Genomic DNA, 25,136 nt, shown 5'->3' on the forward strand with positions numbered 1-25,136 from the left:
GGCGGCATTCGGGCGGGCCGGCGCCGCCGGTGTGGTTCCGTCGAGGGGTGCCGATCGAACGCTACGGCGTGCTCGCGGGGCAGGTCGTCGACTGCCGCGTGGAGACCACGGACACCCCGCACTACCAGATCCGGCTGCGGGCGCCGGACGGCGACTACCGCGCCGCCGTGAACGTGCGCTCCTCGCTGTCCCCGCCGGACCTGCTCTTCCTGGTCGACGACGACTTCCGGCACCCGGTGACCGCGGGCCTGGCGGAGCTGCCGGACGGCTTCACGCCGCTGCTCAGCCGGCCGGGCGGGCTGGCGCTCGACTTCATCCGCGCCGGGCTCTTCGACCGCCAGGGCATGCGGGTGGTGCCGACCACGCTCCCGGGGCCGGACAACGACCTCGGCGAGTTCCTCGACCACTACGTACGCCGGCTCGTCGGCACAGACGCCCGCGCGTACGTCTTCGGGCAGCGCTGGGGGCCGGAGGACCGCACGCCCGACAAGATCTTCGGGTTCCGGCCCGGCAACGGCGTCCACGACGTGCACATGAACCAGGGCAACAGCGGCCGGTTCGGCGCCGACAACGGCGTATGGCAGGACGGCGCGCTGGTGCTGCGGCTGCCCGAGGGCGACCGGTGGGTGGCGTTCTTCCTCGCGTTCCAGTCGCAGTCCTGGCACACCGACGACGCCACCGGCCACCCGATCACCCCGCCGGGGCCCGCGCCGACCGGGCCGGAGCTGCGGGTCCGCATCGTCGCCGCGCTGGTCAACCCGGTCGGCCCGGCGCCGGAGCGGGAGACCGTCACGCTGCTCAACGCCTCGCCCGAGCCGGTACGGCTGGACGGCTGGGCGCTGGTGGACCGGCTCGCGCACCGGCAGCCGCTGACCGGCACCATCGCCGCCGGCGCGGCCCTGCCCGTGGTGGTGGCGGCGCCGGTCCAGCTCGGCAACAAGGGCGGCACGATCACCCTGCTGGACGGGGAGGGGCTCAAGGCGGACGGCGTCGCGTACACCAAGGAGCAGGCGTCCCAAGAGGGCTGGAGCATCCTCTTCTAGGGAGTTTTGGGGGCCGGGATGCCCTGCGAAGCCCGTCAGGCTTGATGTCTTCGCAGGTCACCCCGGCCCCAAAACCGACCTGGTCAAGCAAGACGGCGACAGTTCAGCTCTAAACAAGGGAGTTACCGCCGACCCTTAGTCCCCGGGGTGGTAAAGGTCGGCGGTTGCTCCAGAGTTGGTAAGTGTCGTGACTCGAACGCGCTCGTCAGGTTTTGGGGCCGGGGTGACTCGCGAAGACATCAAGCTTGACGGGCTTCGCGAGGCACCCCGGCCCCAAAACCTCTTCTAGCCGCCCGGGTGGACCAGGCCGGTCTCGTAGGCCAGGATCACCGCCTGCACCCGGTCGCGCAGTGCGAGCTTGGCGAGGATCCGCTTGACGTGCGACTTCACCGTCGACTCCTCGACGACCAGCGCGGCGGCGATCTCCTGGTTGGACAGTCCGCGCGCCACCAGCTCCAGCACGTCGCGTTCGCGCGGGGTCAGGTCGCGCAGCCGCCGCCCCGCGGCCGGGTCGGGCACCGGCTGCCGGGCCATCCGGTCGATCACGGTACGGGTCACCGACGGCGACAGCAGCGACTCACCCGCGGCGATCGTGTGGATGGCCTCGATGAGCCGCTCGGGGCGGGTGCGTTTGAGCAGGAAGCCGGAGGCGCCCGCGTGCAGCGCCCCGAAGACGTAGTCGTCGTCCTCGAACGTGGTCAGCATCAGGATCCGCGACGCGGGCGCGGCGGCGCTGAGCTCCCGGGTGGCCGCGATGCCGTCCATGCGCGGCATCCGCACGTCCATCAGCACCACCTCGGGGACAGTTGGCGGACGCGGTCGAGCGCGGCGCGCCCGTCGGCGGCCTCACCGACGACGTCGATCGTCTCGTCGCTGGACAGGACGGCGCGCAGCCCGGCCCGCATGAGGTCGTCGTCGTCCACGATCAGCACGGTCACCAAAGCGGCCGACCCTCCCGTTGATCAGGGACCAGCTCTCCGAATCGCCGACGACACACCAGAGTCACTCCCTGATCAACCTGGTATGGGGAGGCGGGCGTGGAGGCGGAACTCGCCGGCAACCGCGGCGGCCACCAGGGTGCCGCCCAGCAGGGTGGCGCGTTCGCGCATGCCTACGATGCCGTGGCCGCCGGGCGACGCTGGCGGCGCGGGGGCGGTGGTTGGGTTGGTTACCCGGATGTCGACCGCGTCTGGGGTGAACTGGACGGCCACGTCGGCGGTGCCGCGGCCGTGCCGCGCGGCGTTCGTGAGGGCCTCCTGCAGGATCCGGTACGCCGCCCAGGCCACCCCGTGCGGCAGCGCCCGACCCGGTGCGGGGATCGTGGCGGCGATCGCCAGTCCACCGGCCCGGTGCCGTTCGACCAGCTCCTCCAGCGCGACCGGGCCGGTGGCCGCGGCCGGCACCGGCTCGTCGTCGCGCAGCGCCCGGACCAGGCGGTCGATCTCGCCGATCGTGCCGCGGGCCACCTCCTCGATGGTGGCGATCGCGCGCTGCGAGCGGTCCGGGTCGCGCTCGTGTAACAGCCGCGCGGCCCCGGCCTGCACCAGGATCACGTTGATCGCGTGGCCGGCCGAGTCGTGCAGCTCCCGGGCGATCCGGGTGCGCTCCTCGGCGACCGCGAGCCGGCGTTCCCGCTCGGCCTCCCGCTCGGCCTGCCGGGCCCGCCGCTCCAGCTCCGCCATCCGCTCGCGGCGCAGCCGGGTGTGGTCGCCGGCCAGCCACAGCACGCCGGCGACCAGGGCCACGCTCAGCAGCTCGGGCACCAGGATCGAGACGACGTCGGCGCCGCGCGCCGCGTACGCCAGGCCGAGCACCGGGGCGAACGCGAGGGCGGGCAGCAGGGCCAGCCGGCGGCGGGCCAGCCGCGGGTCGCCGCCGTACGCCGCGCCCGCCGAGTAGATCGCGATGGCCGGGCCGACCGGGGTGTCGAGCGGGTACCCGAGCCGGTACATGACGGCGCTGGCCGCGATCGTCACCAGGCACACCGTCAGCGGGGCGAACCGGCGGGCGGCCAGCGGCAGCGCGGTCGCCCCGGCCAGCGCGACGCCCAGCCCGTCCAGGTGGCGGACCGCCGCGTCCGGCGTCCCGAACCCGTCCGACGCCAGCACGCCCAGCGACACGGTGAACGCCAGGACGGCGAGACCGGCGTCGAACACGGCGTTCCTGCGGGTCACCACCCGAGCGTAGGGCACCCGGGCGGGGTGCCGGATCGCCCCGTGGAGGCACGCCCCTTACCCCGTGGGGGAGGCGCGCTTCGTCCCACGGCGCGTTGTGGCTGGGCGCCGGCCGTTCGTAGCGTCCCGGCACATGGCTGTCTCGACATCGTCCCGCGCCGTGACCGCGCCGTCCCGGTTCGCCCGGCTGGCCGGCTGGTCGTACCGCCGCCGGTGGTGGGCACTGGCGCTGTGGGTGCTCGTGCTCGCCGGCGTGACCGCCGGCTCGCAGGCGCTCGGCAGCGACTACCACAACGACTTCTCGCTGCCCGGCACGCAGTCCCAGCGGGCGGTGGACACGCTGCGCGAACGCGCCCCGGTCCGGGCCGGCGACACGATCCAGGTGGTGGTGCAGGGCGCGCCGCAGGCGCGGGAGCGCGTCGAGGTCATGCTCGATCGGGTACGCGCGCTGCCGCACGTGGCCGACGTCGGCAGCCTGAACGAGGGCGGCGGCACGATCGGGTACGCCACTGTCACGCTGGACGGACTTGCCCAGGACGTGCCGGCCGACGACGTACGCCGGATCATCGACACCGCGCGGGCGGCCGAGGGCGACGGGCTGCGCGTCGAGCTGGGCGGCGACGCGATCCGGGGCGCGGAGGAGGCCGAGGGCGGGGCGGCCGAGGGCATCGGCCTGCTCGCCGCGCTGGTCATCCTCGTGCTGCTCTTCGGTTCGCTGCTGGCGGCCAGCCTGCCGATCGTCATCGCGGTCTTCGCGGTGGGCAGCTCGATCGGGCTGGTGGTGCTCGCGTCGCACGTCGCGACCATCGCCGACTTCACCCCGCCGCTGATGATCCTGGTCGGGCTGGGCGTCGGCATCGACTACGCGCTCCTGGTCTTCTCCCGCTACCGGTCCGAGCTGGTCCGTGACCTGTTAGCAGGGGACCCTTCCTATGCAGAAAACGTTAATAGGGGCCCTTCCTTGCAGCCGCGGCGCGGACGGCGCTCGACACGGCCGGGCGGACGGTGTTCTTTGCCGGGTGCACCGTGATCATCGCGCTGCTCGGGCTGGTCGCGCTCGGGCTGGGCTCGCTGCGGGGCGTGGCCGTCGCGGTCGCCGTCACCGTCCTGGTGACCATGGTGGCCTCGCTGACCCTGCTGCCCGCCCTGCTGGCGATCGCCGGCGGCCGGATCGAGAAGGGGGTACGGAAGCGGGCCGCCAAGCGCTCCCACCGGGAGGGGAGCGCTGGCGGCGCTGGGCCACGGGGGTGCGGCGCCGCAAGTGGGCGGCCGCGTCGCTGTCGCTCGTGGCCCTGCTCGCCGTCGCCGCGCCCGCCCTGGGCATGCGCCTCGGCTTCGCCGACGCCGGCAACGACGCACCGTCCACCACCAGCCGGCAGGCGTACGACCTGCTCGCCGAGGGCTTCGGGCCGGGCTTCAACGGTCCCCTCGTGCTGGTCGTGGAGGGCAGCGAGGAGGCAGCCGCCGCGGCCGCGGCCGCCAGCCGTACCACAGCAGGGGTGGCCGACACGGTCGGACCGCTCCCGGCCGGCGGCGGCGTCGCCACCGTGCTCGTCTTCCCGGCGTCGAAGCCGCAGGACGCGCGGACGCACGACCTGGTCGTCCGGCTGCGCGACGACGTGCTGCCGCCGCTGGCCCGGCAGACCGGCGCGACGTTCCTGGTCGGCGGGAGCGTGGCGGCGGCGGAGGACTTCGCCGACGCGATCGCCGGCCGGCTGCCGCTGTTCCTGGCGGTCGTGGTCGGGCTGTCCGCGCTGCTGCTGATGGTGGTCTTCCGCTCGCTGCTGATCCCGGTGAAGGCCGCCGTGCTCAACCTGCTCAGCGTGGGCGCCTCGATGGGCGTGATCACGCTGGTGTTCCAGCACGGGCTGCTCGGCGCGCAGCCGGGGCCGATCGAGGCGTTCGTGCCCGTCATGATCTTCGCGATCGTGTTCGGGCTGTCGATGGACTACGAGGTGTTCCTGCTGTCCCGCATGCACGAGGAGTGGGAGCGGAGCCGCGACGCCGGTGCGGCCGTCCGCGAGGGCCTGGCGACGACCGGCCGGGTGGTGACCGCGGCGGCGGCCATCATGGTGGTGGTCTTCGGGGCGTTCCTGCTCAGCCCGGACCGGATGCTGCAGCAGTTCGGCCTCGGGCTCGCGGTGGCGATCCTGCTCGACGCGGTGGTCATCCGCTGCCTGCTGCTGCCCGCCGTGATGTACCTGCTCGGCGCCCGCGCGTGGTGGCTGCCCGGCCCGGTCGCGCGGCGACTGCCGACGGTCGCGCTGGAGCGGCCCTGAGGCCGGCGGCGCCTGGACTGAGGAGCGAAGCGACGAGGGAAGGCGCCGCCTCCTAGGACTTCGGGCCCGCGCGAGCGGAGCGAGCGCTGGCCAGCAGGGCCCATAATGGACGGATGGTCAGATGGGAGTACGCCTTGCTGGTCCGCCGCCGCGAGGCGGCCGGGGCATCGGAGTGGCGGATGACGTACACCTGGTACTCGCCGGACGGCAGCCGGCAGGACGTCTCGGCGCTCGGCGACACCGCCATCTCGCACCTGAACAGGGCCGGCGTCCGTGGGTGGGAGCTGGTCTCCACCGAGGAAGACGTCAACAACCTGGAGGGCACCACCGAGGTGCACCGGTACTACCTCAAGCGACCCTTGCCCGGCGACTAGCTTTCAAGAAATCACGGTTGAGCTGGCCGATCGCCTCCAGCGGGATGCCCTTGGGGCACACGGCCGTGCACTCGCCGGTGTTGGTGCAGCCGCCGAAGCCGGCCTCGTCGTGCGCGGCCACCATGTCCAGCACCCGGTCGTACCGTTCGGGCTGGCCCTGGGGAGCAGCCCGAGGTGGGTGACCTTCGCGGCGGTGAAGAGCATGGCCGAGCCGTTCGGGCAGGCGGCCACGCAGGCGCCGCAGCCGATGCAGGTGGCCGCCTCGAACGCCGCGTCCGCGTCGCCCTTGGGCACCGGCATCGCGTGCGCGTCCGGGGCGCTGCCGGTCGGCGCGGTGATGTAGCCGCCGGCCTGGATCACCCGGTCGAACGCGGAGCGGTCCACCACCAGGTCGCGTACCACGGGGAAGGCCCGCGCCCGCCACGGCTCCACGTCGATGGTGTCGCCGTCCTTGAACTGTCGCATGTGGAGCTGACACGTCGTCGTGGCCTTCTCCGGCCCATGGGCGACTCCGTTGATGACCAGCCCGCACATGCCGCAGATGCCCTCGCGGCAGTCGTGGTCGAACGCGACCGGCTCCTCGCCGTCGAGCGTGAGCCGCTCGTTGAGCACGTCGAGCATCTCCAGGAACGACATGTCCGGCGAGACGTCGGTGACGTGGTACTTCACCATCCGCCCCTTCTCGTCCGGCCCGGTCTGCCGCCAGATCCGTAGAGTGAGGTTCACTTGTAGCTCCGCTGGCTCGGCTTGACGTACGCGAAGGTCAGGTCTTCCTTGTGCAGCACCGGTTCGGACCCGGTCCACTCCCAGGCCGCCACGTAGCTGAAGTGCTCGTCGTCGCGCAGCGCCTCGCCGTCCTCGGTCTGGCTTTCCGCCCGGAAGTGGCCGCCGCACGACTCCGTACGGTGCAGCGCGTCGATGCACATCAGCTCGGCCAGCTCGAAGAAGTCGGCGACCCGGCCCGCGCGTTCCAGCGCTTGATTCAAAGATGAGTCGCTGCCGGGCACCCGCACCCGCCGCCAGAACTCCTCGCGCAGCGCCCGGATCTGCTCGATCGCCTTGCGCAGCCCCTCGTCGGTGCGCTCCATCCCGCAGTGGTCCCACATGATCCGGCCCAGCTCGCGGTGGAACGAGTCGACCGTGCGGTCCCCGTCGACCGCGAGCAGCCTGGTGACGCGGTCCTCGACCTCGGCGCGGGCGGCCACCGCCGCCGGATGCGCCACGTCCATCGTCGGGAACGGTCCGTCGGCCAGGTAGTCGTTGATGGTGTTGGGCAGCACGAAGTACCCGTCGGCGAGGCCCTGCATGAGCGCGGACGCGCCGAGCCGGTTGGCGCCGTGGTCGGAGAAGTTCGCCTCGCCGATCACGAAGAGCCCCGGGACCGTCGACTGGAGGTCGTAGTCCACCCACAGGCCGCCCATCGTGTAGTGCACGGCCGGGTAGATGCGCATCGGCACCGCGTACGGGTCCTCGCCGGTGATCCGCTCGTACATCTCGAAGAGGTTGCCGTACCTGGCCTGCACCGCGGCGCGGCCGAGCCGCGCGATAGCGTCGGCGAAGTCCAGGTAGACGCCGAGCCCGCCGGGCCCGACACCGCGGCCCTCGTCGCACACGTTCTTCGCGGCGCGGGAGGCGATGTCGCGGGGACCAGATTTCCGAACGACGGGTAGATGCGCTCCAGGTAGTAGTCCCGCTCGGCCTCGGGGATGTCGCCGGGTGCCCTTCCGTCGCCGGCGCGCAGCGGCACCCACACCCGGCCGTCGTTGCGCAGCGACTCGCTCATCAGGGTCAGCTTCGACTGGTGCTCGCCGGACTGCGGGATGCAGGTCGGGTGGATCTGCGTGTAGCAGGGGTTGGCGAACAGCGCCCCCTTGCGGTGCGCCCGCCAGGTCGCGGTGACGTTGCAGCCCTTGGCGTTGGTGGAGAGGAAGAAGACGTTGCCGTACCCGCCGGAGGCGAGCACCACCGCGTCCGCGAACTCGGTGGTGATCTCGCCGGTGACCAGGTCGCGGACCACGATGCCGCGGGCCCGGCCGTCCGCCACGATCAGCTCCAGCATCTCGTGCCGGGCGTTCATCTCGACGTTCCCGGCCGCGATCTGCCGCTCCAGCGCCTGGTACGCCCCGAGCAGCAACTGCTGCCCGGTCTGCCCGCGGGCGTAGAAGGTGCGGGACACCTGCGCCCCGCCGAACGAGCGGTTGTCCAGCAGCCCGCCGTACTCCCGGGCGAACGGCACGCCCTGCGCCACGCACTGGTCGATGATCTCGACGGAGACCTGCGCCAGGCGGTGCACATTGGACTCCCGGGAGCGGAAGTCGCCGCCCTTGACGGTGTCGTAGAAGAGGCGGTGGATCGAGTCGCCGTCGTTGCGGTAGTTTTTGGCCGCGTTGATGCCGCCCTGCGCGGCGATCGAGTGCGCCCGCCGCGGGCTGTCCTGGTAGCAGTATGACTTGACCCGGTAACCGGCCTCGGCGAGCGTCGCGGCAGCCGCGCCGCCGGCCAGCCCGGTGCCGACCACGATGACGGTGAGCTTGCGCTTGTTGGCCGGGTTGACCAGGCGCGCGCCGAAGCGGCGGCGCTCCCAGCGGGTCTCGATCGGCCCGTCCGGCGCCTTGGTGTCGGCGACCGGGGAGCCCTCGGTGTACATCACTTCACCACTCCAACCGTGACGGCGAGGGGTACGGCCAGGAAGCCGGCGCAGAGCGCGACGGAGAAGCCGAACGCGACCGCGCGGGCCCGCCGCTCCCCGGCGGCGGTGCGCTGGCCGAGCGTACGCAGCGCGCTGAACAGGCCGTGGCGCAGGTGGAAGCCCACGCTGACCACGGCGAGGACGTAGAAGAGCGTGACGTACCAGCGCTCCGGCGCGAAGTCCGCGACCACGTTGCCGTACGGGTGCTGCCGGTCGCCGACCGGGTTCAGCGTGCCGGTGGTCAGGTCGAGGATGTGGTAGATCACGAAGAGCAGGATGATCACGCCGCCCCAGCGCATGGTCCGTGCGGCGTAGCTGCCCTGGACGGGGCGCCGGTGGGCGTACCGGACCGGGCGGGCGGCGCGGGCCTTGAGCGCCAGCGCGGTGGCCGCCCAGATGTGGCCGAGCACCGCGGCGGTCAGCACCACCCGCTGCAGCCACAGGTACCAGGACTCCGGCAGCACCGGCGAGCCGATCTCCCGCAGCCAGTGCGCGTAGTGGTCGAACGACTCCGCGCCGACGAACACCTTGAGGTTGCCGAGCATGTGCGCCACGAGGAAGAGCACCAGCAGGATGCCGGTGACCGCCATCAGGGCTTTCTTGCCGACCGTCGAGCGGAGCGGCGCCATTACGACCACGTACGCGACGCTAGGACGGCCGCGTCGATGCGTCCAATACATGGTCGATGCAGTACCGATAGCCATAGGCTATGAAGGTGCAGCTCCAGCAGCTCCGATACTTCGCGGCCGTGGCCAATCACCGACATTTCACCCGGGCCGCCGACGAGCTGGGCGTGGCGCAGCCCACCCTCAGTAAGCAGATTCACAGCCTCGAAGCCGACATCGGCGCGCCGCTGTTCGACCGTACCCGGGGCAACATCACCCTCACCCCGGCGGGCGCCGCGCTGTTGCCGCTGGCCAAGCGGATCCTCGCGGACGTCGAGACCGCGCGCCGCGAGGTGCAGGAACTGGTCGGCCTGCGCCGCGGCCGGGTGCGCATCGGCGCCACCCCGAGCCTGTCCACGTCGCTGGTCGCGCAGGTGCTGCGCCGCTACCGCGCCGCGTACCCGGGCATCGACCTGCGGGTCGAGGAGGGCGGCTCGCAGGACCTGGTCCGCCACCTCACCGAGGGCGAGCTCGACCTCGCGCTGATCGTCCTGCCGGAGCACGGCACCGACCCGGCCCTGCGGGCCGAGCCGATCCTGCGCGAGAGCCTCGTCGTCGCGTCGGTCATGCCGCTTACGGCCCCGCTGCGCATCACGGACCTGCGGGACCGTCCACTCGTGATGTTCCGCAAGGGGTACGACCTGCGCGACGTCACCCTGGAGGCGTGCCGCCGGGCCGGGTTCGTCCCGTCGTTCGCGGTCGAGGGCGGCGAGATGGACGCCGTGCTCAGCTTCGTCGAGGCGGAACTGGGCGTGGCGCTGGTGCCCAGCATGGTGCTGTCCAGCCGGCCGGGACTGCGCGCCACCCCGCTCGCCCCGCCCGGCGTACGGCGGACCATCGCCCTGGCCCACCGCCGCGAGTCGCCGCCGACGCACGCCGCCGTCGCGCTGCGCGAGACGCTCCTGGCGTACCTGGCCGAGGGGCCCCTGCCCGCGGGGACATCTTTGGCAGAGTGACCCTCATGGGAGTCACCGAGTGGGTCGAGGCGTACGAGCGGGCGTGGCGCACGCCGGGCACCGACGTGGTCGCCACGCTCTTCACGCCGGACGCCAGCTACCTGCAGGGGCCGTACCACCGGCCGGTCGTCGGGCTGCCCGCGATCCGCGCCATGTGGGAGGAGGAACGGGACGGGCCCGACGAGGCGTTCGAGATGAGCCACGAGGTGGTCGCGGTCGACGGCGACACCGCCGTGGTCCGCCTCCAGGTCCGGTACGGCCCGCCGGTCAACCAGGAGTGGCGGGACCTGTGGATCCTGCGGTTCGCCGGGGACGGCCGGTGCCGCTGGTTCGAGGAATGGCCGATCGCGCCTAGCGATCATTAGCGGTCTATTGGGAAGCTTCTCTATGGGGAGGTTTCCGATGACTGCTTCGTTGACCGTCCGGCCGACCGTGCGCGAGGTGGCGACCCCGCGCGAAGACCTCATCACCGTCCTGCTCGGCGCCTGTTTCGTCGGCGGCGCCCTGTCCGATGGCTGGGCACACGCCAACGTCATCGAGACGCTCGAAGGCTTCTTCACCCCCTGGCACGCGCTGCTGTACAGCGGGTTCGCCGGCTCCGCGGGGTGGACCTTCTGGCTCGCCTACTCCCGGCGCGCCCGCGCCCCGTACTGGTGGCGCGACGGCTGGCCGGCCGGCTACCGGGTGGGCGCGATCGGCGTGCTGATCTTCCTGGTGGGCGGCCTGGGCGACATGATCTGGCACGAGACGTTCGGCATCGAGGTCGGCCTCAACGCCGGGTTCAGCCCCAGCCACATGCTGCTCGTCATCGGCGCCGTCCTCATGCTGAGCAGCCCGCTGCGCTCCTGGTGGGCGTCCGGCGCCGGCGGCGGACTGCGCGCCGCCACCGGCGTGGCCTCGGCGACGCTCGCCGTCATGGGCACCACGATCCTGCTCACCCACTCGGTCGCGTTCCGGTTCGCCGCGCCCACCCAGCCGTACGACCCGACGGTGGACGGCGTGCACATGATCGCCGCGGTCCGAGGCGTCGACGCGTACCTCGTGACGACGCTGATGCTCGGCGTACCCCTGCTGTGGATGCATCGGCGGCGGGCGACGCCCGGCGCGGCGACCGCGCTGGTCGCGGGCGTGGCGCTCTTCATCATGGTGATGTTCGAGTTTCCGGCCCCGCAGTTCGCGGGGGCGATCGCCGCGGTGGCCGCGGCCGCCGTCGCCGACCTGATCCTGGTACGCCTGGACGCCTGGCGCGGCCCGGACGCCGCCCTGCGGCTGCCGATCGCGGGCGCCGTCTTCGCCGGGGCGGCGTGGTCCGGCCACCTGCTCGGCCTGCACCTGGCCGACGGCGTGCGCTGGCCCGTCGAGATGTGGACCGGCCTGGTCGTGCTGTGCGCCGCGCTGGGCGCCCTGCTCGGCGGCCTGGCCGCCCGCCCGTCCGGCACGCCCTAGCGGTTGCGCGGGTGGTTGCGGGCGGTGCGCTCGTTGCCCCGGCGGTAGTTGCCGGTCCAGCGCGCCATGACCTCCTGCGGGTCGTCGTCCTCGACCTCGGCCAGGAACTGCGCGGCCCGCCCACCGCGCAGCGTGGTGGCGGCGCGCCCATGGTGCGTGATGACCACCGAGCCGTCGGCGCGGGTGGCATGGTCGAATCCGTCCGGTCCAGGCATGTGCTCATTGTGGAGGGCTTGTGGACCAGTGGGCTCATAGGTTTCTTTCAGTGATCTTTCAGGGCCCGTGGCTACCGTGGGTGGCATGGACGAGAGCAGGGCCCAACGGGTCGTTGACGCGCTCCGCGAGCGGGGCGTGCCGGCGCACCTGGCGCGGGCCGGTGTGGCCCAGTTCGGGGTGCGGGTGGCGCTGACCGACGGGCGCGAGGCACTGTGGGACACCGACGGCACCGCCGGACTCGAGGCGCAGGTCATGCGCAACGGCGTGCTGGTCGGCTTCGTACCGCACATCGACGGCTCGGAGTACTTCGCGGAGCCCCAGGTGGTCGACGCGATCGCCCGCACGGACTACGACCAGCCGATCGCCCGCCAGCGCGCCACCGCCCCGCCCTCGGCCGCGCCGCTCCCGCGCGAGGGCGGCTTCTTCCGCCGATTCCGCGACGGCTTCCGCTAGTAGTGCTTTGTCACGTTAGCCGGCTCGTGGTTGTCGGGTGGGGAAGAGGGTGTCGCAGGTGGGGCATCGTCCGATGAGTCGGACGAGGATGGTTTGGATGCGTCGGAGTACGCCGTAGAGGGTCAGGCCGGCGCTGGGGCTTTTGGGTTCAGTCGTTGCAGGGTGAGGAAGCCGTGTGCGGCGGACACGAGGGTGGTGTGGTGGTGCCAGCCTTGCCAGGTGCGGCCTTCGTAGTGGTCCAGGCCGAGGCCGGTCTTGACCTCGCGGTAGTCGTGTTCGATACGCCAGCGCAGCTTGGCTTGTCGGACCAGCGTCCGGTACGAGGTGTCCGCCGGGCAGGTTCGATAGCCGGTACCGGGTGGGTTCGGGTTGGTCGGGTGGCCATTCGGCGATCAGCCAGCGGACGGGCAGGTCACCGAAGCTGGCTGCCCGGCGGTGGACCTGGCTGGCCGGGCGGACGCGTAGGAACACGAAGTGGCCGGTCATCTTGCGGGCTTTGCCGGCGCGGCGGCGTGATCCGGTGCGCCAGGGGATCCGGCGGGCGCTGTGTTGTTCGGCGGCCAGGACGTGTTCTTTCAGGGTCGGTGCACGGTCACGGTAGATCAGTGGTGGGCGCCGCCCCGCCCCTTTGTATGGCGGGTGCGGTCCGCTGGGTGTGTTCGGTGAAGGCGGTGTGGGTGCCGTTAACACCGACCACGTAGGCCAGATCACGGTCGTCCAAGCCTTGGCGGAACTGCGCGGCGTCGCCGTACCCGGCGTCGGCGACGATCAGCGGCGGCTGTAGCTGCCATCCGATCACCTCGTCGATCATGTCCAGGGCCAGCCGCCAGGCGTGTCTGGTGGATCTTGTGGGTGCGAGGCGAGGTCCAGGCGGCGACCAGACACGCCCTAAAGGGCTCGTCGGCTGCGCCATTTGGCGGCATACGGCAGTACGAACAAGTCCAGGCCGGTAAATAGGAGCAAGGCGAGCGGAAGCAGCGGCACATAGGACACCCAAACGACAGGATCCTCTTGTGCCAAGGCGACGAAGGTGCCGATGACGGTCACCGTAAAGGCGAGGGCCAGCCAGCGGTGGATCTGCCGAATCCGCATGTTCCAGTTCAATGTGACCTCCCGAAGAAGACGAGGCGCCCACGCTATCCGCGCCCCGGTGACCGGCGCTTCTCGATTCCTGACCGATCTCGGCGAGCCTTAGCCGTCGCGGTGGGGTTGGGTCTGGGGCGCGATATTTGCGGTTTTATCATCGCGGCTCTTGGCCTTTGTCCGACGAATCGTTGGTCGATTGTTTGGATGCGGTCCACGCCGTCGAGCAGGCCCTCGCCGCGGCAAAACTGCACCTCGTCCGCGACATCGAGGGCCGCGGCCTACCCAGCGCCCAGCACGCGTCGAGCACCGCCGTCTGGCTACGCGAACACTTGCGGATCAGCATCCACGCGGCGAAACGGCTGGTCGATCTCGCCCGTTCCGTGGATGAGCGACCCGCCCTGGATTCGGCGCTGGTCACCGGTGCGGTCAACGTGGAGCAAGTCACGATCGTGGCGGCCGCGGTCCGGGACCTACCCGCCGACCTGGGAGCTGATCGACGAAGCCGAAGCCATCCTGATCGCCCAGGCCGACGAGTGCGAGCCGAGCGGATCCTGACCTACGTCGCGCCGGAGATCGCCGAAGCCGCCGATCGCGCCGCGCTGGAGCGGATGGAGGCGAGGGCTCGGCAGACGCGGGCGTTCCAGCTGACCCGTAACGGTGACGGCCGCGTCCGGCTCACGGGCTGGTTGGACGAGGACGGCGCCGCTACCGTCAACGCCGCCCTCGACCCCTGTGCGCGCCCCGCCACGACGACGAGCCCCGCACCCCCGCGCAGCGCCGGGCGGACGCGCTGGTCGAGGTGTGCGAGTTGGCGATGCGCACCGACGAGCTCCCGGAGAGCGGCGGATTCCGTCCACACGTGGTGATCACTTTGTCCTTCGACCTGCTGCAGCGGCAGTTGGGTGTCGGGACGTTGGACACCGGCGGGCGGCTCAGCCCCGAGCAGGTGCGCCGCATGGCCTGCGACGCCCAGCTGATCCCCGCGGTGTTGGGCGGCGACGGGCAGGTCCTCGACCTCGGTCGCACCCGCAGACTCATCAACGGATCCCTCCGCCGCGCCCTCGAAGTCCGCGACCGGGGATGTGCGTTCCCGGGTTGTGATCGGCCGCCGCGCTGGAGCCATGGCCACCACATTCGCGCCTGGGCCGATGGTGGGCCGACCACGTTGGACAAGCCCAGGTTTCGCTATTGGGTTCAGCGGATGTAGGTAGTTGGCCGGTTACCGAGTCGAGCGGCCCGCCGTCACTTCCGGCGGGTATCAGTCTGTTTGGGGTGGCCGGCGCCCGCCCGCGTAATCCAGAGCGTGCGGGAGTCATCGTCGATGGCGTACCAGATCCGGCCGGCACCGGTGACCTCGTACTGCCACTGTTCCAACGTCGCCCCACCAACCTTGACCATTCCGAGTTGTCCCTTCAGCGAGTGCTGGCGCTGGTCGACATGACGCGGATCGCTGGTCAACGCGACCCACGCTCGGTCGAGGTTGTCCGGCACCGCGGCCAGCAGGCGCTGCCAACCCTGATATGCCTGCCGGTCGGCGGCACGGACCGTCCAGGGCTTGGGTCGGGAGAGTTCTGCACCGCGGCCGGTCACGCCGCGTCCCGGGTGGGACGCTCGATCACCGGGCCGTCACCGTCGAACGGCCCCTGCAGCTCACGGGCCAACTGCGGGTCCGACCATGCCTCCGCGGTGGATCGCCACGAGGCGAGATTGCGGGCGAAGGGCACCAACAGGCCGGTATCGGCTCCGGCGACAAGGTCGGCGAGCAGCTCCCGCACGCATGTGAGGCGCTCCTCGGCCGGCAGCCACGTCAACCAGGGCAACTCCTCAGCGAGTACCTCTTCGGCGAGGTCACGGTGGCGGCGGGCGAGGATGGCCAGCGACCGCGCCGCGATCCGCAGCCCCGTCGCGACCGCCTCGAACCGTTCCGCCCTGCTCAGGACCAGGTTCTCCTCGTCCCGGCGTTCCAGGATGACGTCTGCGTCGGCCAACGAAGGGAGAACCTGCGAGGGCCCTCGCAGGAACGAGCTGTACGGGAAGGTCTGCACGGACATGCCGCTATTGTATCTGCACTACTTCAGATCGGCACGCACGGGCGGATCGGCGCAACTTTGCCATGATCGTCGGTGGGCTCGCTCGCGTCGACCCGAGCGTGGGGATGCGCCTCGGCCTGCTGCGTGCCGAGACCATGCGCATGGCGCACCAGCGGGAAACCGGACCCAGTAGCAAAGTAATGACGGCAACAGTGTCCTGTTGTGCGGCCTGCATCATAGGATCATCCACCGCGGCCACTGGACCGTCCGGCTCGCCGCCGACGGATTGCCCGAGTTCATCCCGCCCGTGTACGTCGACGCGCAACAGCGACCCCGCCGCAACGCGTACCACTTCAGGACCTAGGGGTCAGGTGGTGATCGTCGCCGCTTCCAGGTCTTTCTCGATGCGGCTAGCGGCCGGGTGACCAGCAGCGAAAGGTACGTGTCGAGTACGCCAGGCGAGATCACCACGTCGGCGAGCAGGCAGATGCTGCGCCGGTGCAGCAGCTGGGCGTCGCCCTCGTCGAGCGGTGAGCCCTGCGGCGGACGAGGCTGTTGACGATGAGATCGTGGCCGAGGACGTAGCCCTCGGGGTGCGCTGAACGCGGAGACCGGGCGGCCAGCAGGCGGGCACCGTGGACTTGCCGGCTCCCGGCACGCCCGAGATCAGGATCGCTGGCACCCGGGAAGGCTACCGGGACCGTTCGGGTGAACAGGGAGAACGCCCCGGTTCGGGGAATGCGACCTTGTCAATGTCTTGATATCGTCCGCTGATCCGTCGATTGCGGAGGGTGACCGAGTCTTCATGCAGAGCACCATGGTGGTCCGGATCGCGCTACGCCTCCTCGTGCTGGCGGGCGCCGCGATCCTGACCTACGTGCTGCTCCTGCTCGCGGACCGGCCGGCGCACGCCGATGGCGGCCTCGGCCAGACCCTCGACGCGGTGACAGACGTGATCGCCATCGTGCCGGACGTCGTGACCGTGCCGGATGTTGTGACCGCGCCGCCGCTCGCCCAGGACGGCGGCCTCGCGGACGCGGTAAGCGATGCCGCCACGGCGGCAGCCGACGCCGCCACGGCGGCAGCTGATACCGCTACGGCAGCAGGCGACACCGGCACGGCAGCAGGCGACACCGCGGAGGTGGCACGCCACACCGCCACAGTGCCGGACGACACCACGAAAGCAGCGGACCTCCGCCTGACGGCGCCGGCAGACACCGTGGAAACGGTGGCGGGCACCGCGAAGACGGCAGTAGGCACCGTGGAAACGGCACTGGGCACCGCGGAAACAGCGGCGGGCACCGTCGAAACGGCGACGGGCACTGTGGAGACGGCGGCGGGCACCGTGGACGCCGTCCTGGCCACGGCGGGGGACACCGCGGGCGCGGCAGGCGACACAGTGGACACCGTCGTCGGCACCGCGAACTCCGCCGCCGGCACGGCTACCGACGTCGTGGGCGGGCTGGACGTGGTGGGCGGGCTGGGCGGTGCTGGTGGCGCCGTCGGGGCGACGCTCGGCGTCGTGGGCACCGCCTTGGGTGGCACCGTGGGAGCCGTTGTGACCACCGCGGACACGATCGTGGTGGGCGCGGTCGGGACCGTCACCACGATCGTCGCACCGGTCGGCGGGCCGGCCGAGCCTACAGTGGACGCTGCCCCGCCGGAGCCGTCCGAAGAGTCCGAAGAGGACGCGGCGGTCCCGGTTGAGCCGTCCGTCAGGCCCGTTCCGGCGAGGCCGGCGTACGGCGCTCGCACCGTCGGGCCTTTCTTGGCGTCCGGCCGCGCCGAAACCGCCGCCGTGCGCGGCGTGCCCGCGGCGGTCGCGGTGGCGCGTCCGCTTACCGGTCCGGCACCGGCGCCGGGCCTTGGCGGGTGTACGACGTCTGGCTGTGCCCAGACGTCCGCACTGAGCGCCGGGCCGGGTCAACCGTTCGCGGTGCCCGATGAGACACCGGCGCGTCCCGAGGTGCGCGCCCAGGTTGTCAACCCTATCGCCACTCCGGTCTACGCCGGCCGGTTGCCCGGCGTCACCCCCATCCCTGGCTGAGTCGCCGCCGCGGCGGGATCGCCGCGCGCCCATTCACCGTCCACAAGGGACAGTCGACTCTGCCTGAGATCGGAGAACACCCTCGTGATCCGCATCATGATCGTCGAGGCGATGGGGTTACTGCGCACCGCGTTGCGCGCCGTGCTGTCGAACGAGCGCGACCTGTCCGTCGTGGCTGACATCGCCGCCGACGAGGATATCCTCGCGGTCGCCCGCCGGGTCGGGCCCGACGTCGTCGTGATCGACGTCGACCTGACCGGCGCCGACACGCGTTCCGTCGTCGAGCGGCTGGGCGTACAGCTGCCGGGCGTCGCGGTGCTGGCCCTGAGCGGCCACTGGACCGCGGACTCGCTGCGCCGGGTGCTCGGCGCGGGGGTGCGGGGTTCACCGGAAAGGACCTGTCGCCGGCGCAGTTCGTGCGGCTGGTCCGCTCGGTGGCCGCCGGGCACCGCGTCATCGACCCGGTGGTCGCGGCGGCGGTGCTCAACCCGCCGCTCAACCCGCTCACCGAGCGGGAACGGCAGGTGCTGCGCGCCGCCGCCGAGGGCCTGCCGGCTCGGGAGATCGCCGACCGGCTGTACCTGGCGCACGGCACCGTCCGGAACCGCATGTCCGCGATCCTGCGCAAGACCGGTGCCCGCAACCGCCTCGAAGCCATCCGGCGCGCCCAGGAACGGGGGTGGTTGTAGAGATCGCGTTGATCAGGGACTGGCTCCCTGGGCGCGCCGCGAAACGCCCGAGCCATTCCCTGATCAACGCGGCGAGAAGGAGACGCGGCAGAGACGGCGTTAGGCCAGGGCGGTGGCTACGGCGGTGGACAGCGGGGTGGTGGGGCGGGCGATTAGGCGGGTTAGGTCGCCGGTGTCTACGAAGAGTTCGCCCTTGCTGACGCTGACGTCGCAGCCGGCCAGCACCTCGGCGTACACCTCGGGGAGGCCGAAGCCGACGAGCGCCTGCGCGTAGTCGGCGGCCGGCAGGTCGCGGTAGGCGACCTCCTTGCCGCTCTGCTTGGCGACCTCCGCCGCCAGCTCGCTCATCGTGAACGCCTGGTCGCCGCCCAGCTCGTACGCCGTGTTGGTGGGGCCGTCGCCGGTCAGGACGGCGGCGGCCGCGGCGGCGTAGTCGGCGCGCGTGGCCGCGGAGACCTTGCCGTCGCCGGCGGAGCCGAGGATCGCGCCGTGCTCCAGGGCCGGGCCAGGTTCTCGGTGTAGTTCTCGAGGTACCAGCCGTTGCGCAGGAAGACGTACGGCAGGCCGGAGCTGCGGATGATCTCCTCGGTGGCCTTGTGGTCGGGCGCGACGGGCAGGTCCGCGGTGTCGGCGCGCAGCGCGCTGGTGTAGACGATCAGGGAGACGCCGGCCGCCACCGCCGCGTTCACGACGTTGGTGTGCTGCGGAATCCGCTGGCCCACCTCGCTGCCCGAGATCAGCAGGAGCTTGTCGGTGCCGGCGAGCGCGGTGCTCAGGGTCTCCGGCTTCGAGTAGTCGGCCTCGCGCACCTGTACGCCCTGGGCGGCCAGGTCGGCGGCCTTCTCCGGGCTGCGCACGGCGGCGACGATGTCGCCGGCCGGTACGCCCTGGTCGAGGAGGGCCTGGATGGCGAGGCGACCGAGGTTGCCGGTCGCGGCCGTGACGGTGATGGTCATGGAGGGCTCCTTTAAGGCTCAAGCAGTGCCACCCGAAGACTGCACTAACTTTTGGAAAGTGCCAACCATGAGTGAGTACGATCATAGGGCCGGCACCCACCAAGCGGGTAGCCTGGGCATATGGCCGCCACCGACCCCATCGAGGACCTCGTCGCCGACGTCTTCGCGCGTGCGTGCACGTCCCGCGGGGTCCTGGAGAACGTGGCCGGCAAGTGGGGGATCCTCGCCCTGGCCGCCCTGTCCGACGGGGCGTACCGGTTCAACGCGCTGCGCCGCCGGGTCGACGGGATCAGCGAGAAGATGCTGGCCCAGACCCTGCACGCGCTGGAGCGCGACGGGCTCGTCCGGCGCGACGTGCAGGGCACGATCCCGCCCCGCGTCGAGTACAGCCTGACGCCGATCGGCGAGAAGATCTCGTTCAAGCTGCTGGAGCTGATCGAGCTCGTCGAGGGCGAGATGCCCGAGGTGCACGCCGCGCGGGCGCGGTACGACGACACCCGTCGATAGTCGAGATCGGAATATATCGACAGGGCTCTAGCGCGCTGACTATGTCGTGCGCTTATCATAAGCGTTACGAAAATGGGTCCGGGCGGTAAAACCGCAGGTCTTGGAGGATCTATGCCCAGGGCACCTCGTACGCTGCTCGCCACCGCGGTGGCGAGCCTCGCGCTGTTGGCCTCGTTCATGTTCGCCGGCAGCGCCCAGGCCGCGACCGTGACGGTCACCAACGGCGTCCCGTTCACCGACACCTCCGGCAACCTGCTGCACGCCCACGGCGGCGGGATGATCAAGGTGGGGTCCTACTACTACTGGTTCGGGGAGAACCGCAACGACGACAACACCTTCCGGTACGTCTCCGTCTACCGCTCGACCGACCTCCGCAACTGGGAGTTCCGGAACAACGTGCTGACGCAGGGCTCGGCCGCCGAGCTCAACGTCGCCAACATCGAGCGCCCCAAGGTCATCTACAACTCCAGCACCGGCCAGTACGTCCTCTGGATGCACTGGGAGAACGGCTCCGACTACGGCCAGGCGCGCGTCGCGGTGGCGACCTCGTCCACGGTCGACGGCAGCTACACGTACCGGGGGAGCTTCCGGCCCCTCGGGTACGACTCGCGGGACATGACCGTGTTCCGCGACGACGACGGCACCGCGTACCTGATCTCGTCGACCCGGGTCAACGCGGACCTCAACATCTACCGGCTGACCTCCGACTACCTCGGCGTGGCCAGCCTGGTGCAGACCCTCTGGCCCGGCAACTACCGGGAAGCGCCGGCGATGTTCAAGCGCAACGGCGTCTACTTCCTGGTCACCTCCGGCGCGACCGGCTGGGCGCCGAACCAGGCCAGGTACGCCACCGCCACCAGCGTCGCGGGCACCTGGACCTCGCCGGCGACGTTCGGCAACAGCATCGCGTACGGCTCGCAGTCCGCGTACGTGGTGCCGGTGCAGGGCACGTCCACCACGTCGTACCTCTTCCTGGGCGACCGGTGGGCGGGCGCCTGGAGCGGCAAGGTCAACGACTCCAAGTACGTCTGGCTGCCGCTGACCTTCCCGTCCAACACGTCGCTGTCGATGAGCTGGTACCCGCGGGTGAACATCGACGCCGCCACCGGAGCGGTGAGCGGCACGGGCTCCGGGTACGCGTACGAGTACCCGAAGCCGCGGCACAGCGGCAAGTGCCTCGACGTGGTCAGCCAGTCCACGGCCGACGGGGCGAACGTCGTGCAGTACGCCTGCAACAGCGGCGCCAACCAGCAGTGGCAGGCGCTCGACCTGGGCACCGGCTACTACCAACTGATCGCCCGGCACAGCAACAAGTGCCTGACGGTCCCGGGCGCCTCGACGGCCGACAGCGTGCAGGTGCAGCAGTCCGCCTGCGCGTCCGGGAACACCAGCCAGCAGTGGCAGATCACCGACCTGGGCAGCGGTTACCACCGGCTCACCGCGCGGCACAGCGGCAAGTGCCTCGATGTGGCCGGCTACTCGACCGCGGACAGCGCCCGGGTGGTGCAGTACACCTGCAACGGCGGTAACAACCAGCAGTGGCAGAGGATTAGCGCACCGTAAAGGCGAGGCACATCGTCTGACACTTTGTCGAAGGGTTACCGTACCCTCATGAAACGCACGTCCAGGGATATCCGCATAGCTAACCGCTTCGAGGTGCTGCGGCACATCATCGGAGCGTCCACGGTTTCGCGCCAACAGATCGCCAGCGACACCGGGCTCAGCCTCGCCACGGTCTCCAACCTGGTGGGCGAGCTGCTGGAGCTGGGTCTGCTGGTCGAGGTCGGCTTCCAGGACTCCGGCGGGGGCCGCCCGCGCGGCCTCGTGTCGGTCAACCCGACCGGCGGGGTCCTGGTCGGCATCGACGTGGCCGAGACGTACGTGCACGTCGAGCTCTTCGACTCGGGGCTGACCGTGCTCGCCAGCGTCGAGGAGGAGCTGCACCCGCAGGAGAACAAGCCCGAGCAGGTGGTGGCGCACATCGCCTCCAGCGTCCAGGCCGCGCTCGCCGGCGCCGGCGTGGGGCCCGATCGGGTGCTCGGCGTCGGCGTCAGCGTGCCCGGTCAGGTCGACCGGGAGGGCGGCGTGTCGGTCTTCGCGCCGAACTGGGACTGGCACGACGTACCCCTGCGGAATTTGCTGTCCGCGTCCCTGGACCTACCGCTCTACCTGGACAACCCGTTGCGCGCGTGCGTGGTGGCCGAACTGTGGTTCGGCGCCGGGCGGGGCGTGACGACGTCGTGGTGGTCAACCTCGGTACGGGCGTCGGCGCCGGCCTGGCGTTCGGCGGCGCGCTCTACCGGGGTGCCACCAACAGCGCCGGCGAGTGGGGGCACACCACGCTCGTCGTCGACGGCCGGCTCTGCCACTGCGGCAGCCGCGGGTGCGTCGAGACGTACGTCGGCGCGCCCGGCATCATGCAGAACCTGCGCGACCTGGCCCCGAACAGCCCGCTGCTGCACACCGAAGACCAGACCGCCACGATCGAGGCGCTGGCTCGCGGGGTGGCCGCCGGGGACCCGGTCGCCGCGAAGGTGGTCACCGAGACCGCCCGCTACCTCGGCGTCGCGGTCGCCGACCTGATCAACCTCGTCAACCCCGAGGTGATCGTCCTGAGCAGTTGGGTCGCCGCACGCCTCGGCGACGCGCTGCTGACCGAGGTGCGTGCCGTGGTGGCCCGGCACGCCCTGAGCCGTCCGCTCGCCGCCACCGAGATCACGCTGTGCCGGATCGCGGGGAATCCGGTCAGCCTCGGCGCGGCCACGTTTGCCCTTGAACGCTTCCTCGCCGCCATCGGCACCACCGCGGGAGGGCTCGTTCGCCAAATCTGAGAACCCCGGAGGTTCCATGCGCGCTCCCGAAAGCTGGCCGCGGCCGCCGTCCTCGGCCTCGCCGGCTCGGTCTTCCTGGTCAGCCCCGCCCACGCCGCGCTTCAGGCCGAGGTCTCCCCGGCTCCCGCCCAGACGATCGACAACATCGGCGCGTCCGGCGCCTGGTGGCCCAACGACCTGGTGAACTTCGCGCCGTCCGTCCAGCAGAACGTCGCGAACCTGCTCTTCTCCGGAAGCGGCCTGGCGCTGAGCGCGTACCGCTACAACATCGGCGGCGGCGGGACCGCGGTCACCACCCCGGCCCGGGCGCCGCAGACCTTCCGCACCTCGTCCGGCGCCTACGACTGGAACCGCGACCCCGGCGGGCGGCTGTTCCTCCAGTACGCCGCGCAGGCCGGAGTGCCGGACCTGATCGGCTTCGTCAACAGCGCGCCGTCCGTGTGGACCAGCAACGGGCAGAGCTGCGGCGGCACGCTCGTCTCCGGCAGCACCCAGGCGTACGCCACGTACCTGGCGGACATCGCCGCGCACTTCGACGGGCTGGGTCAGCACCTGGACTACCTGAGCCCGATGAACGAGCCGACCAACAGCTTCAGCGGCTGCGGCCAGGAGGGCATGCTGGTGCCGGTGGCCCAGCGGGACGACGTCGTGCGGACCGTCGGCGCCACGCTCGCCTCGCGCGGCCTGACGACCGCGATCAGCGCGGACGAGTCGTCCGCGGTGAGCGGGTTCAACTCCGAGGTTCCACAGTGGATCGGTCAGAGCGGCACCGCGCAGTACGTGTCGAACCTGGCCCACCACACGTACGACAACCCGAACGACGCGGCCCGCACCGCGGCGATGAACGTGGGGCGGACCAACGGGAAGAAGACCTGGGCGAGCGAGATCTGCTGCTTCACCGGCATCGGCGGCGGCTGGGCCCAGGGGTACGACCCGACCATCACCGGCGGGCTCGCCATCTCCGAGAAGATCTTCCGGGACTTCAGCGTCACGTACGACAGCGCCTTCCACTGGTGGGTCGCGCTGGCGTCCGGGATCGGGTGCGACCCGGTCGCCAGTCCCGGCTGCCAGAACTCGGCCAACTCGTCCGGCTGGAGCGACGGCCTGATCTACTACGACCCGAACTACGCCAGCAACGGCAACCAGTCCCTGTACCTGACCAAGCGGTACTACGCGCTCGGCCAGTACAGCAAGTTCGTCCGGCCCGGGGCGGTGCGCTACAACGTGACCGGTGCGCCGAGCGGCGTGCAGGTCTCCGCGTTCGACCACAATGGACAGTGGACCCTGGTCGTCAACAACGTCAACACGGCCAGCACGTCGCTGACCGTCCACTTCAACGCGAAGTCCAATGTGAGCGCGGGCTCGGCGTACCGGACCAGCGCCACGGAGAACTGGGCCTCGGTGGCGGGCCCGACGGTCTCCGGCAGCACGGTCAGCGCGACCCTGCCGGCGCGCAGCATCACGACGTACGTGCTCAACCAGACCGGCGGCGGGAGCAGCTCGATCACCAGCCCGCTGACCGGCGTGGCGTCCGGCAAGTGCCTGGAGGTGCCCGGCGGCGCGACCGCGAACAGCACCCAGACGGCCATCTACACCTGCAACGGCGGCACGAACCAGAGCTGGACGTACACCGCCGCGTCCGAGCTGCGGGTGTACGGCAACAAGTGCCTGGAGGCGTACCAGCAGGGCACCGCGGACGGCACCCGGGCGGTGATCTACGACTGCAACGGCGGCGTCAACCAGAGATGGCGGACGAACGCCAACGGTCAGCTCGTCGGGGAGCAGTCGGGCAAGTGTGTGGATGTTACCGGCGCGAGCACCGCGAACGGCGCGCTGCTGATCCTGTGGACCTGCCACGGCGGCACCAACCAGGCGTGGCAGCGCCCGTAGTCATCGACCGGATATGAGCGCGGCCACGCCGTCGAGCAGGCGGGCGAGGCCGAACTCGAAGGCGCGGGCGGGGTCCGAGGCCGCTTGGTACTCGGCCCCCGCCTCGCCGCCGATGCGGGCCGCGGTGGGGTAGCGCTCGGCGTCGAAGACCTGCTCCAGCAGCGGCGCGTACTCCGACCACCACTCGTCGTCGGTCTTGCCGGTACGCCGGCGCACCTCGGCGGCGGCGAGCGCGCCCCGTACCGCGCCGTGGATGTAGTCGCTGACCAGCGTGACCACCATGTCCGTCTCGACCGCGCCGAGACCGGTGCCGTCGACCGCGCGCAGCTCGTAGTCGTACTTGGCGATGAGGTTGGGGCCGAGCACCGGCCGGTTCGTCGCGACGTGCAGCAGCCAGGGGTGGCGCAGGTACAGCGCCCAGTTCTCGCGGGCGACCAGCTCCAGCCGGGCCCGCCAGCCGCCCGGCACCTCGTCCGGCTTGGCGGTCTCGCCGCACACCCGGTCGAGCATGAGGTCGAGCAGTTCCGCCTTGCCCGGCACGTACGTGTAGAGGGACATGGCGGTGACGCCGAGCCGGTCGGCGACCTTCCGCATGGACAGCGCGGCGAGGCCGTCGCGGTCGGCGAGCCCGATCGCGGCCGCCGTGATCTGGTCCACGGACAGCCGCGGCTTGGGGCCGCGCCGGGAGCGCTCCTGGATTCCCCAGAGCAGCTCCATGCTCCGCTTCGGGTCGCCCCCGCCGGTGTATTCGGTGGTCACTCCGTACAGCGTAGAGCTATAATCTCGGCCGTACTACTCTGTACGG

22 protein-coding genes and 8 pseudogenes are annotated in these 25,136 nt (G+C 71.2%); 17 read left to right on the forward strand and 13 right to left on the reverse strand.

The genetic code is table 11. The annotated features are described in order from the left end of the window. Positions 1-47: 47 nt before the first annotated feature. Positions 48-1,043 carry a DUF2278 family protein gene (locus tag Prum_RS38100; RefSeq protein ID WP_173081570.1) on the forward strand — a complete coding sequence of 332 codons (996 nt, stop codon included), beginning with the start codon at positions 48-50 and terminating at the stop codon, positions 1,041-1,043. A 285-nt stretch (positions 1,044-1,328) separates the two neighbouring features. On the opposite strand, the pseudogene Prum_RS38105 reads toward Prum_RS38100, so the two are convergent. Next, positions 1,329-1,948, reverse strand: a pseudogene (locus Prum_RS38105) (response regulator). A gap of 108 nt (positions 1,949-2,056) precedes the next feature. Beyond that, positions 2,057-3,217 (reverse strand): sensor histidine kinase, encoded by a 1,161-nt coding sequence (locus Prum_RS38110; protein ID WP_173081572.1) that lies wholly within the window; start codon positions 3,215-3,217, stop codon positions 2,057-2,059. Between the two features lie 133 nt (positions 3,218-3,350). On the opposite strand from Prum_RS38110, the gene Prum_RS50135 reads away from it, so the two are divergent. The 4 genes and pseudogenes from Prum_RS50135 to Prum_RS38120 all read left to right on the forward strand — a co-directional run bounded on the left by Prum_RS50135 (position 3,351) and on the right by Prum_RS38120 (position 5,870). Further along, on the forward strand, positions 3,351-4,247 hold the full coding sequence (locus Prum_RS50135) for an MMPL family transporter (RefSeq protein WP_218577568.1): 897 nt from the start codon (positions 3,351-3,353) through the stop codon (positions 4,245-4,247). Next, positions 4,223-4,363, forward strand: a pseudogene (locus tag Prum_RS54120) (MMPL family transporter); the annotation flags it as partial. The gene Prum_RS50135 and the pseudogene Prum_RS54120, both read left to right, overlap by 25 nt. 101 nt (positions 4,364-4,464) lie before the next feature. Further along, positions 4,465-5,496: an MMPL family transporter gene (locus Prum_RS50140; RefSeq protein ID WP_246278370.1), complete on the forward strand. Its 1,032-nt coding sequence runs from the start codon at positions 4,465-4,467 to the stop codon at positions 5,494-5,496. Positions 5,497-5,609: 113 nt separating this feature from the next. Continuing rightward, positions 5,610-5,870 carry a hypothetical protein gene (locus Prum_RS38120; protein ID WP_173081573.1) on the forward strand — a complete coding sequence of 87 codons (261 nt, stop codon included), beginning with the start codon at positions 5,610-5,612 and terminating at the stop codon, positions 5,868-5,870. Here Prum_RS38120 and Prum_RS38125 read toward each other — a convergent pair. From Prum_RS38125 to Prum_RS38135, 4 genes and pseudogenes are all read right to left on the reverse strand, one after another. After that, positions 5,845-6,596: pseudogene (locus Prum_RS38125) on the reverse strand (succinate dehydrogenase/fumarate reductase iron-sulfur subunit). The gene Prum_RS38120 and the pseudogene Prum_RS38125 sit on opposite strands and share 26 nt — an antisense overlap. After that, on the reverse strand, positions 6,593-7,621 hold the full coding sequence (locus Prum_RS52620; protein WP_246278371.1) for an FAD-binding protein: 1,029 nt from the start codon (positions 7,619-7,621) through the stop codon (positions 6,593-6,595). Before Prum_RS52620 ends, Prum_RS38125 begins: the two are co-directional and overlap by 4 nt. 38 nt (positions 7,622-7,659) lie before the next feature. Then, positions 7,660-8,517: pseudogene (locus Prum_RS52625) on the reverse strand (FAD-binding protein); the annotation flags it as partial. Further along, positions 8,517-9,149: a succinate dehydrogenase cytochrome b subunit gene (locus Prum_RS38135; RefSeq protein ID WP_246278687.1), complete on the reverse strand. Its 633-nt coding sequence runs from the start codon at positions 9,147-9,149 to the stop codon at positions 8,517-8,519. The gene Prum_RS38135 and the pseudogene Prum_RS52625, both read right to left, overlap by 1 nt. Before the next feature lie 119 nt (positions 9,150-9,268). Here Prum_RS38135 and Prum_RS38140 point away from each other — a divergent pair, with 119 nt between their 5' ends. Genes Prum_RS38140 through Prum_RS38150 form a run of 3 tightly spaced genes read left to right on the forward strand, consistent with a single transcriptional unit; the run spans position 9,269 to position 11,626 of the window. Beyond that, a complete protein-coding gene (locus Prum_RS38140; protein WP_173081578.1) occupies positions 9,269-10,180 on the forward strand; it encodes a LysR family transcriptional regulator in 912 nt (303 codons plus the stop codon). Positions 10,181-10,185: 5 nt separating this feature from the next. Next, entirely contained in the window at positions 10,186-10,545 is a 360-nt protein-coding gene (locus tag Prum_RS38145; RefSeq protein ID WP_173081580.1) for a YybH family protein, read from the forward strand. 37 nt (positions 10,546-10,582) lie between these two features. Next, positions 10,583-11,626, forward strand: a complete 1,044-nt coding sequence (locus Prum_RS38150) for a hypothetical protein (protein ID WP_173081582.1) — start codon at positions 10,583-10,585, stop codon at positions 11,624-11,626. Here Prum_RS38150 and Prum_RS38155 read toward each other — a convergent pair. Continuing rightward, positions 11,623-11,841: a hypothetical protein gene (locus tag Prum_RS38155; RefSeq protein WP_173081584.1), complete on the reverse strand. Its 219-nt coding sequence runs from the start codon at positions 11,839-11,841 to the stop codon at positions 11,623-11,625. The two genes, Prum_RS38150 and Prum_RS38155, sit on opposite strands and share 4 nt — an antisense overlap. Positions 11,842-11,926: 85 nt before the next feature. On the opposite strand from Prum_RS38155, the gene Prum_RS38160 reads away from it, so the two are divergent. Further along, on the forward strand, positions 11,927-12,295 hold the full coding sequence (locus Prum_RS38160; protein ID WP_173081586.1) for a hypothetical protein: 369 nt from the start codon (positions 11,927-11,929) through the stop codon (positions 12,293-12,295). Positions 12,296-12,417: 122 nt separating this feature from the next. Here Prum_RS38160 and Prum_RS55840 read toward each other — a convergent pair. After that, positions 12,418-13,430, reverse strand: a pseudogene (locus Prum_RS55840) (IS701 family transposase). Between the two features lie 151 nt (positions 13,431-13,581). On the opposite strand from Prum_RS55840, the pseudogene Prum_RS38175 reads away from it, so the two are divergent. Next, a pseudogene (locus Prum_RS38175) lies at positions 13,582-14,588 on the forward strand (HNH endonuclease signature motif containing protein). 35 nt (positions 14,589-14,623) lie between these two features. Here the strand turns inward: Prum_RS38175 and Prum_RS38185 are convergent. Together Prum_RS38185 and Prum_RS38190 are read right to left on the reverse strand one after the other, a co-directional pair. Continuing rightward, complete coding sequence (locus Prum_RS38185) at positions 14,624-14,971, reverse strand: hypothetical protein (protein ID WP_173081594.1); 348 nt, start codon at positions 14,969-14,971, stop codon at positions 14,624-14,626. Further along, on the reverse strand, positions 14,968-15,432 hold the full coding sequence (locus Prum_RS38190) for a hypothetical protein (RefSeq protein ID WP_173081596.1): 465 nt from the start codon (positions 15,430-15,432) through the stop codon (positions 14,968-14,970). The genes Prum_RS38185 and Prum_RS38190 overlap by 4 nt, the downstream gene beginning before the upstream one ends. Before the next feature lie 784 nt (positions 15,433-16,216). Between Prum_RS38190 and Prum_RS38195 the strand changes: the two genes are divergently transcribed. The 3 genes and pseudogenes from Prum_RS38195 to Prum_RS52640 all read left to right on the forward strand — a co-directional run bounded on the left by Prum_RS38195 (position 16,217) and on the right by Prum_RS52640 (position 18,147). Further along, positions 16,217-17,458, forward strand: coding sequence for a hypothetical protein (locus Prum_RS38195; RefSeq protein WP_173081598.1), 1,242 nt, complete (start codon positions 16,217-16,219; stop codon positions 17,456-17,458). A 111-nt stretch (positions 17,459-17,569) separates the two neighbouring features. Continuing rightward, positions 17,570-17,782, forward strand: a pseudogene (locus tag Prum_RS52635) (response regulator); the annotation flags it as partial. Between the two features lie 92 nt (positions 17,783-17,874). Next, positions 17,875-18,147, forward strand: coding sequence for a response regulator transcription factor (locus Prum_RS52640; RefSeq protein ID WP_246278372.1), 273 nt, complete (start codon positions 17,875-17,877; stop codon positions 18,145-18,147). 99 nt (positions 18,148-18,246) lie between these two features. Here the strand turns inward: Prum_RS52640 and Prum_RS54680 are convergent, their stop codons facing one another. Beyond that, positions 18,247-18,495, reverse strand: coding sequence for a Rossmann-fold NAD(P)-binding domain-containing protein (locus tag Prum_RS54680; RefSeq protein ID WP_308785406.1), 249 nt, complete (start codon positions 18,493-18,495; stop codon positions 18,247-18,249). 56 nt (positions 18,496-18,551) lie between these two features. Continuing rightward, a complete protein-coding gene (locus Prum_RS54685) occupies positions 18,552-19,103 on the reverse strand; it encodes an NAD(P)H-binding protein (RefSeq protein ID WP_308785407.1) in 552 nt (183 codons plus the stop codon). Positions 19,104-19,223: 120 nt separating this feature from the next. On the opposite strand from Prum_RS54685, the gene Prum_RS38210 reads away from it, so the two are divergent. The 4 genes and pseudogenes from Prum_RS38210 to Prum_RS52645 all read left to right on the forward strand — a co-directional run bounded on the left by Prum_RS38210 (position 19,224) and on the right by Prum_RS52645 (position 24,331). Further along, on the forward strand, positions 19,224-19,610 hold the full coding sequence (locus Prum_RS38210) for a winged helix-turn-helix transcriptional regulator (protein ID WP_173081600.1): 387 nt from the start codon (positions 19,224-19,226) through the stop codon (positions 19,608-19,610). Positions 19,611-19,721: 111 nt separating this feature from the next. Then, positions 19,722-21,173 carry an RICIN domain-containing protein gene (locus tag Prum_RS38215; RefSeq protein ID WP_173081602.1) on the forward strand — a complete coding sequence of 484 codons (1,452 nt, stop codon included), beginning with the start codon at positions 19,722-19,724 and terminating at the stop codon, positions 21,171-21,173. A gap of 48 nt (positions 21,174-21,221) precedes the next feature. Next, positions 21,222-22,441 (forward strand): annotated as a pseudogene (locus Prum_RS38220) (ROK family protein). A gap of 135 nt (positions 22,442-22,576) precedes the next feature. Continuing rightward, on the forward strand, positions 22,577-24,331 hold the full coding sequence (locus Prum_RS52645; RefSeq protein ID WP_281369145.1) for a glycoside hydrolase: 1,755 nt from the start codon (positions 22,577-22,579) through the stop codon (positions 24,329-24,331). On the opposite strand, the gene Prum_RS38230 is transcribed toward Prum_RS52645, so the two are convergent. Next, a complete protein-coding gene (locus tag Prum_RS38230) occupies positions 24,332-25,090 on the reverse strand; it encodes a TetR/AcrR family transcriptional regulator (protein WP_246278374.1) in 759 nt (252 codons plus the stop codon). It abuts the gene before it with no gap. Positions 25,091-25,136: the final 46 nt, after the last annotated feature.

Source organism: Phytohabitans rumicis (assembly GCF_011764445.1).
Classification (GTDB): domain Bacteria; phylum Actinomycetota; class Actinomycetes; order Mycobacteriales; family Micromonosporaceae; genus Phytohabitans; species Phytohabitans rumicis.

Excerpts from the sequence above, each read along its gene's own strand:
- Prum_RS38190 (WP_173081596.1), bottom strand. The coding sequence starts at position 15,432 with ATGTCCGTGCAGACCTTCCCGTACAGCTCGTTCCTGCGAGGGCCCTCG.
- Prum_RS38150 (WP_173081582.1), top strand. The coding sequence starts at position 10,583 with ATGACTGCTTCGTTGACCGTCCGGCCGACCGTGCGCGAGGTGGCGACC.
- Prum_RS38135 (WP_246278687.1), bottom strand. The coding sequence starts at position 9,149 with ATGGCGGTCACCGGCATCCTGCTGGTGCTCTTCCTCGTGGCGCACATG.
- Prum_RS54685 (WP_308785407.1), bottom strand. The coding sequence starts at position 19,103 with ATGACCATCACCGTCACGGCCGCGACCGGCAACCTCGGTCGCCTCGCC.
- Prum_RS38160 (WP_173081586.1), top strand. The coding sequence starts at position 11,927 with ATGGACGAGAGCAGGGCCCAACGGGTCGTTGACGCGCTCCGCGAGCGG.
- Prum_RS50135 (WP_218577568.1), top strand. The coding sequence starts at position 3,351 with ATGGCTGTCTCGACATCGTCCCGCGCCGTGACCGCGCCGTCCCGGTTC.
- Prum_RS38195 (WP_173081598.1), top strand. The coding sequence starts at position 16,217 with ATGCAGAGCACCATGGTGGTCCGGATCGCGCTACGCCTCCTCGTGCTG.
- Prum_RS38155 (WP_173081584.1), bottom strand. The coding sequence starts at position 11,841 with ATGCCTGGACCGGACGGATTCGACCATGCCACCCGCGCCGACGGCTCG.
- Prum_RS38145 (WP_173081580.1), top strand. The coding sequence starts at position 10,186 with ATGGGAGTCACCGAGTGGGTCGAGGCGTACGAGCGGGCGTGGCGCACG.
- Prum_RS38210 (WP_173081600.1), top strand. The coding sequence starts at position 19,224 with ATGGCCGCCACCGACCCCATCGAGGACCTCGTCGCCGACGTCTTCGCG.
- Prum_RS38140 (WP_173081578.1), top strand. The coding sequence starts at position 9,269 with ATGAAGGTGCAGCTCCAGCAGCTCCGATACTTCGCGGCCGTGGCCAAT.
- Prum_RS38215 (WP_173081602.1), top strand. The coding sequence starts at position 19,722 with ATGCCCAGGGCACCTCGTACGCTGCTCGCCACCGCGGTGGCGAGCCTC.
- Prum_RS38120 (WP_173081573.1), top strand. The coding sequence starts at position 5,610 with ATGGTCAGATGGGAGTACGCCTTGCTGGTCCGCCGCCGCGAGGCGGCC.
- Prum_RS54680 (WP_308785406.1), bottom strand. The coding sequence starts at position 18,495 with ATGAGCGAGCTGGCGGCGGAGGTCGCCAAGCAGAGCGGCAAGGAGGTC.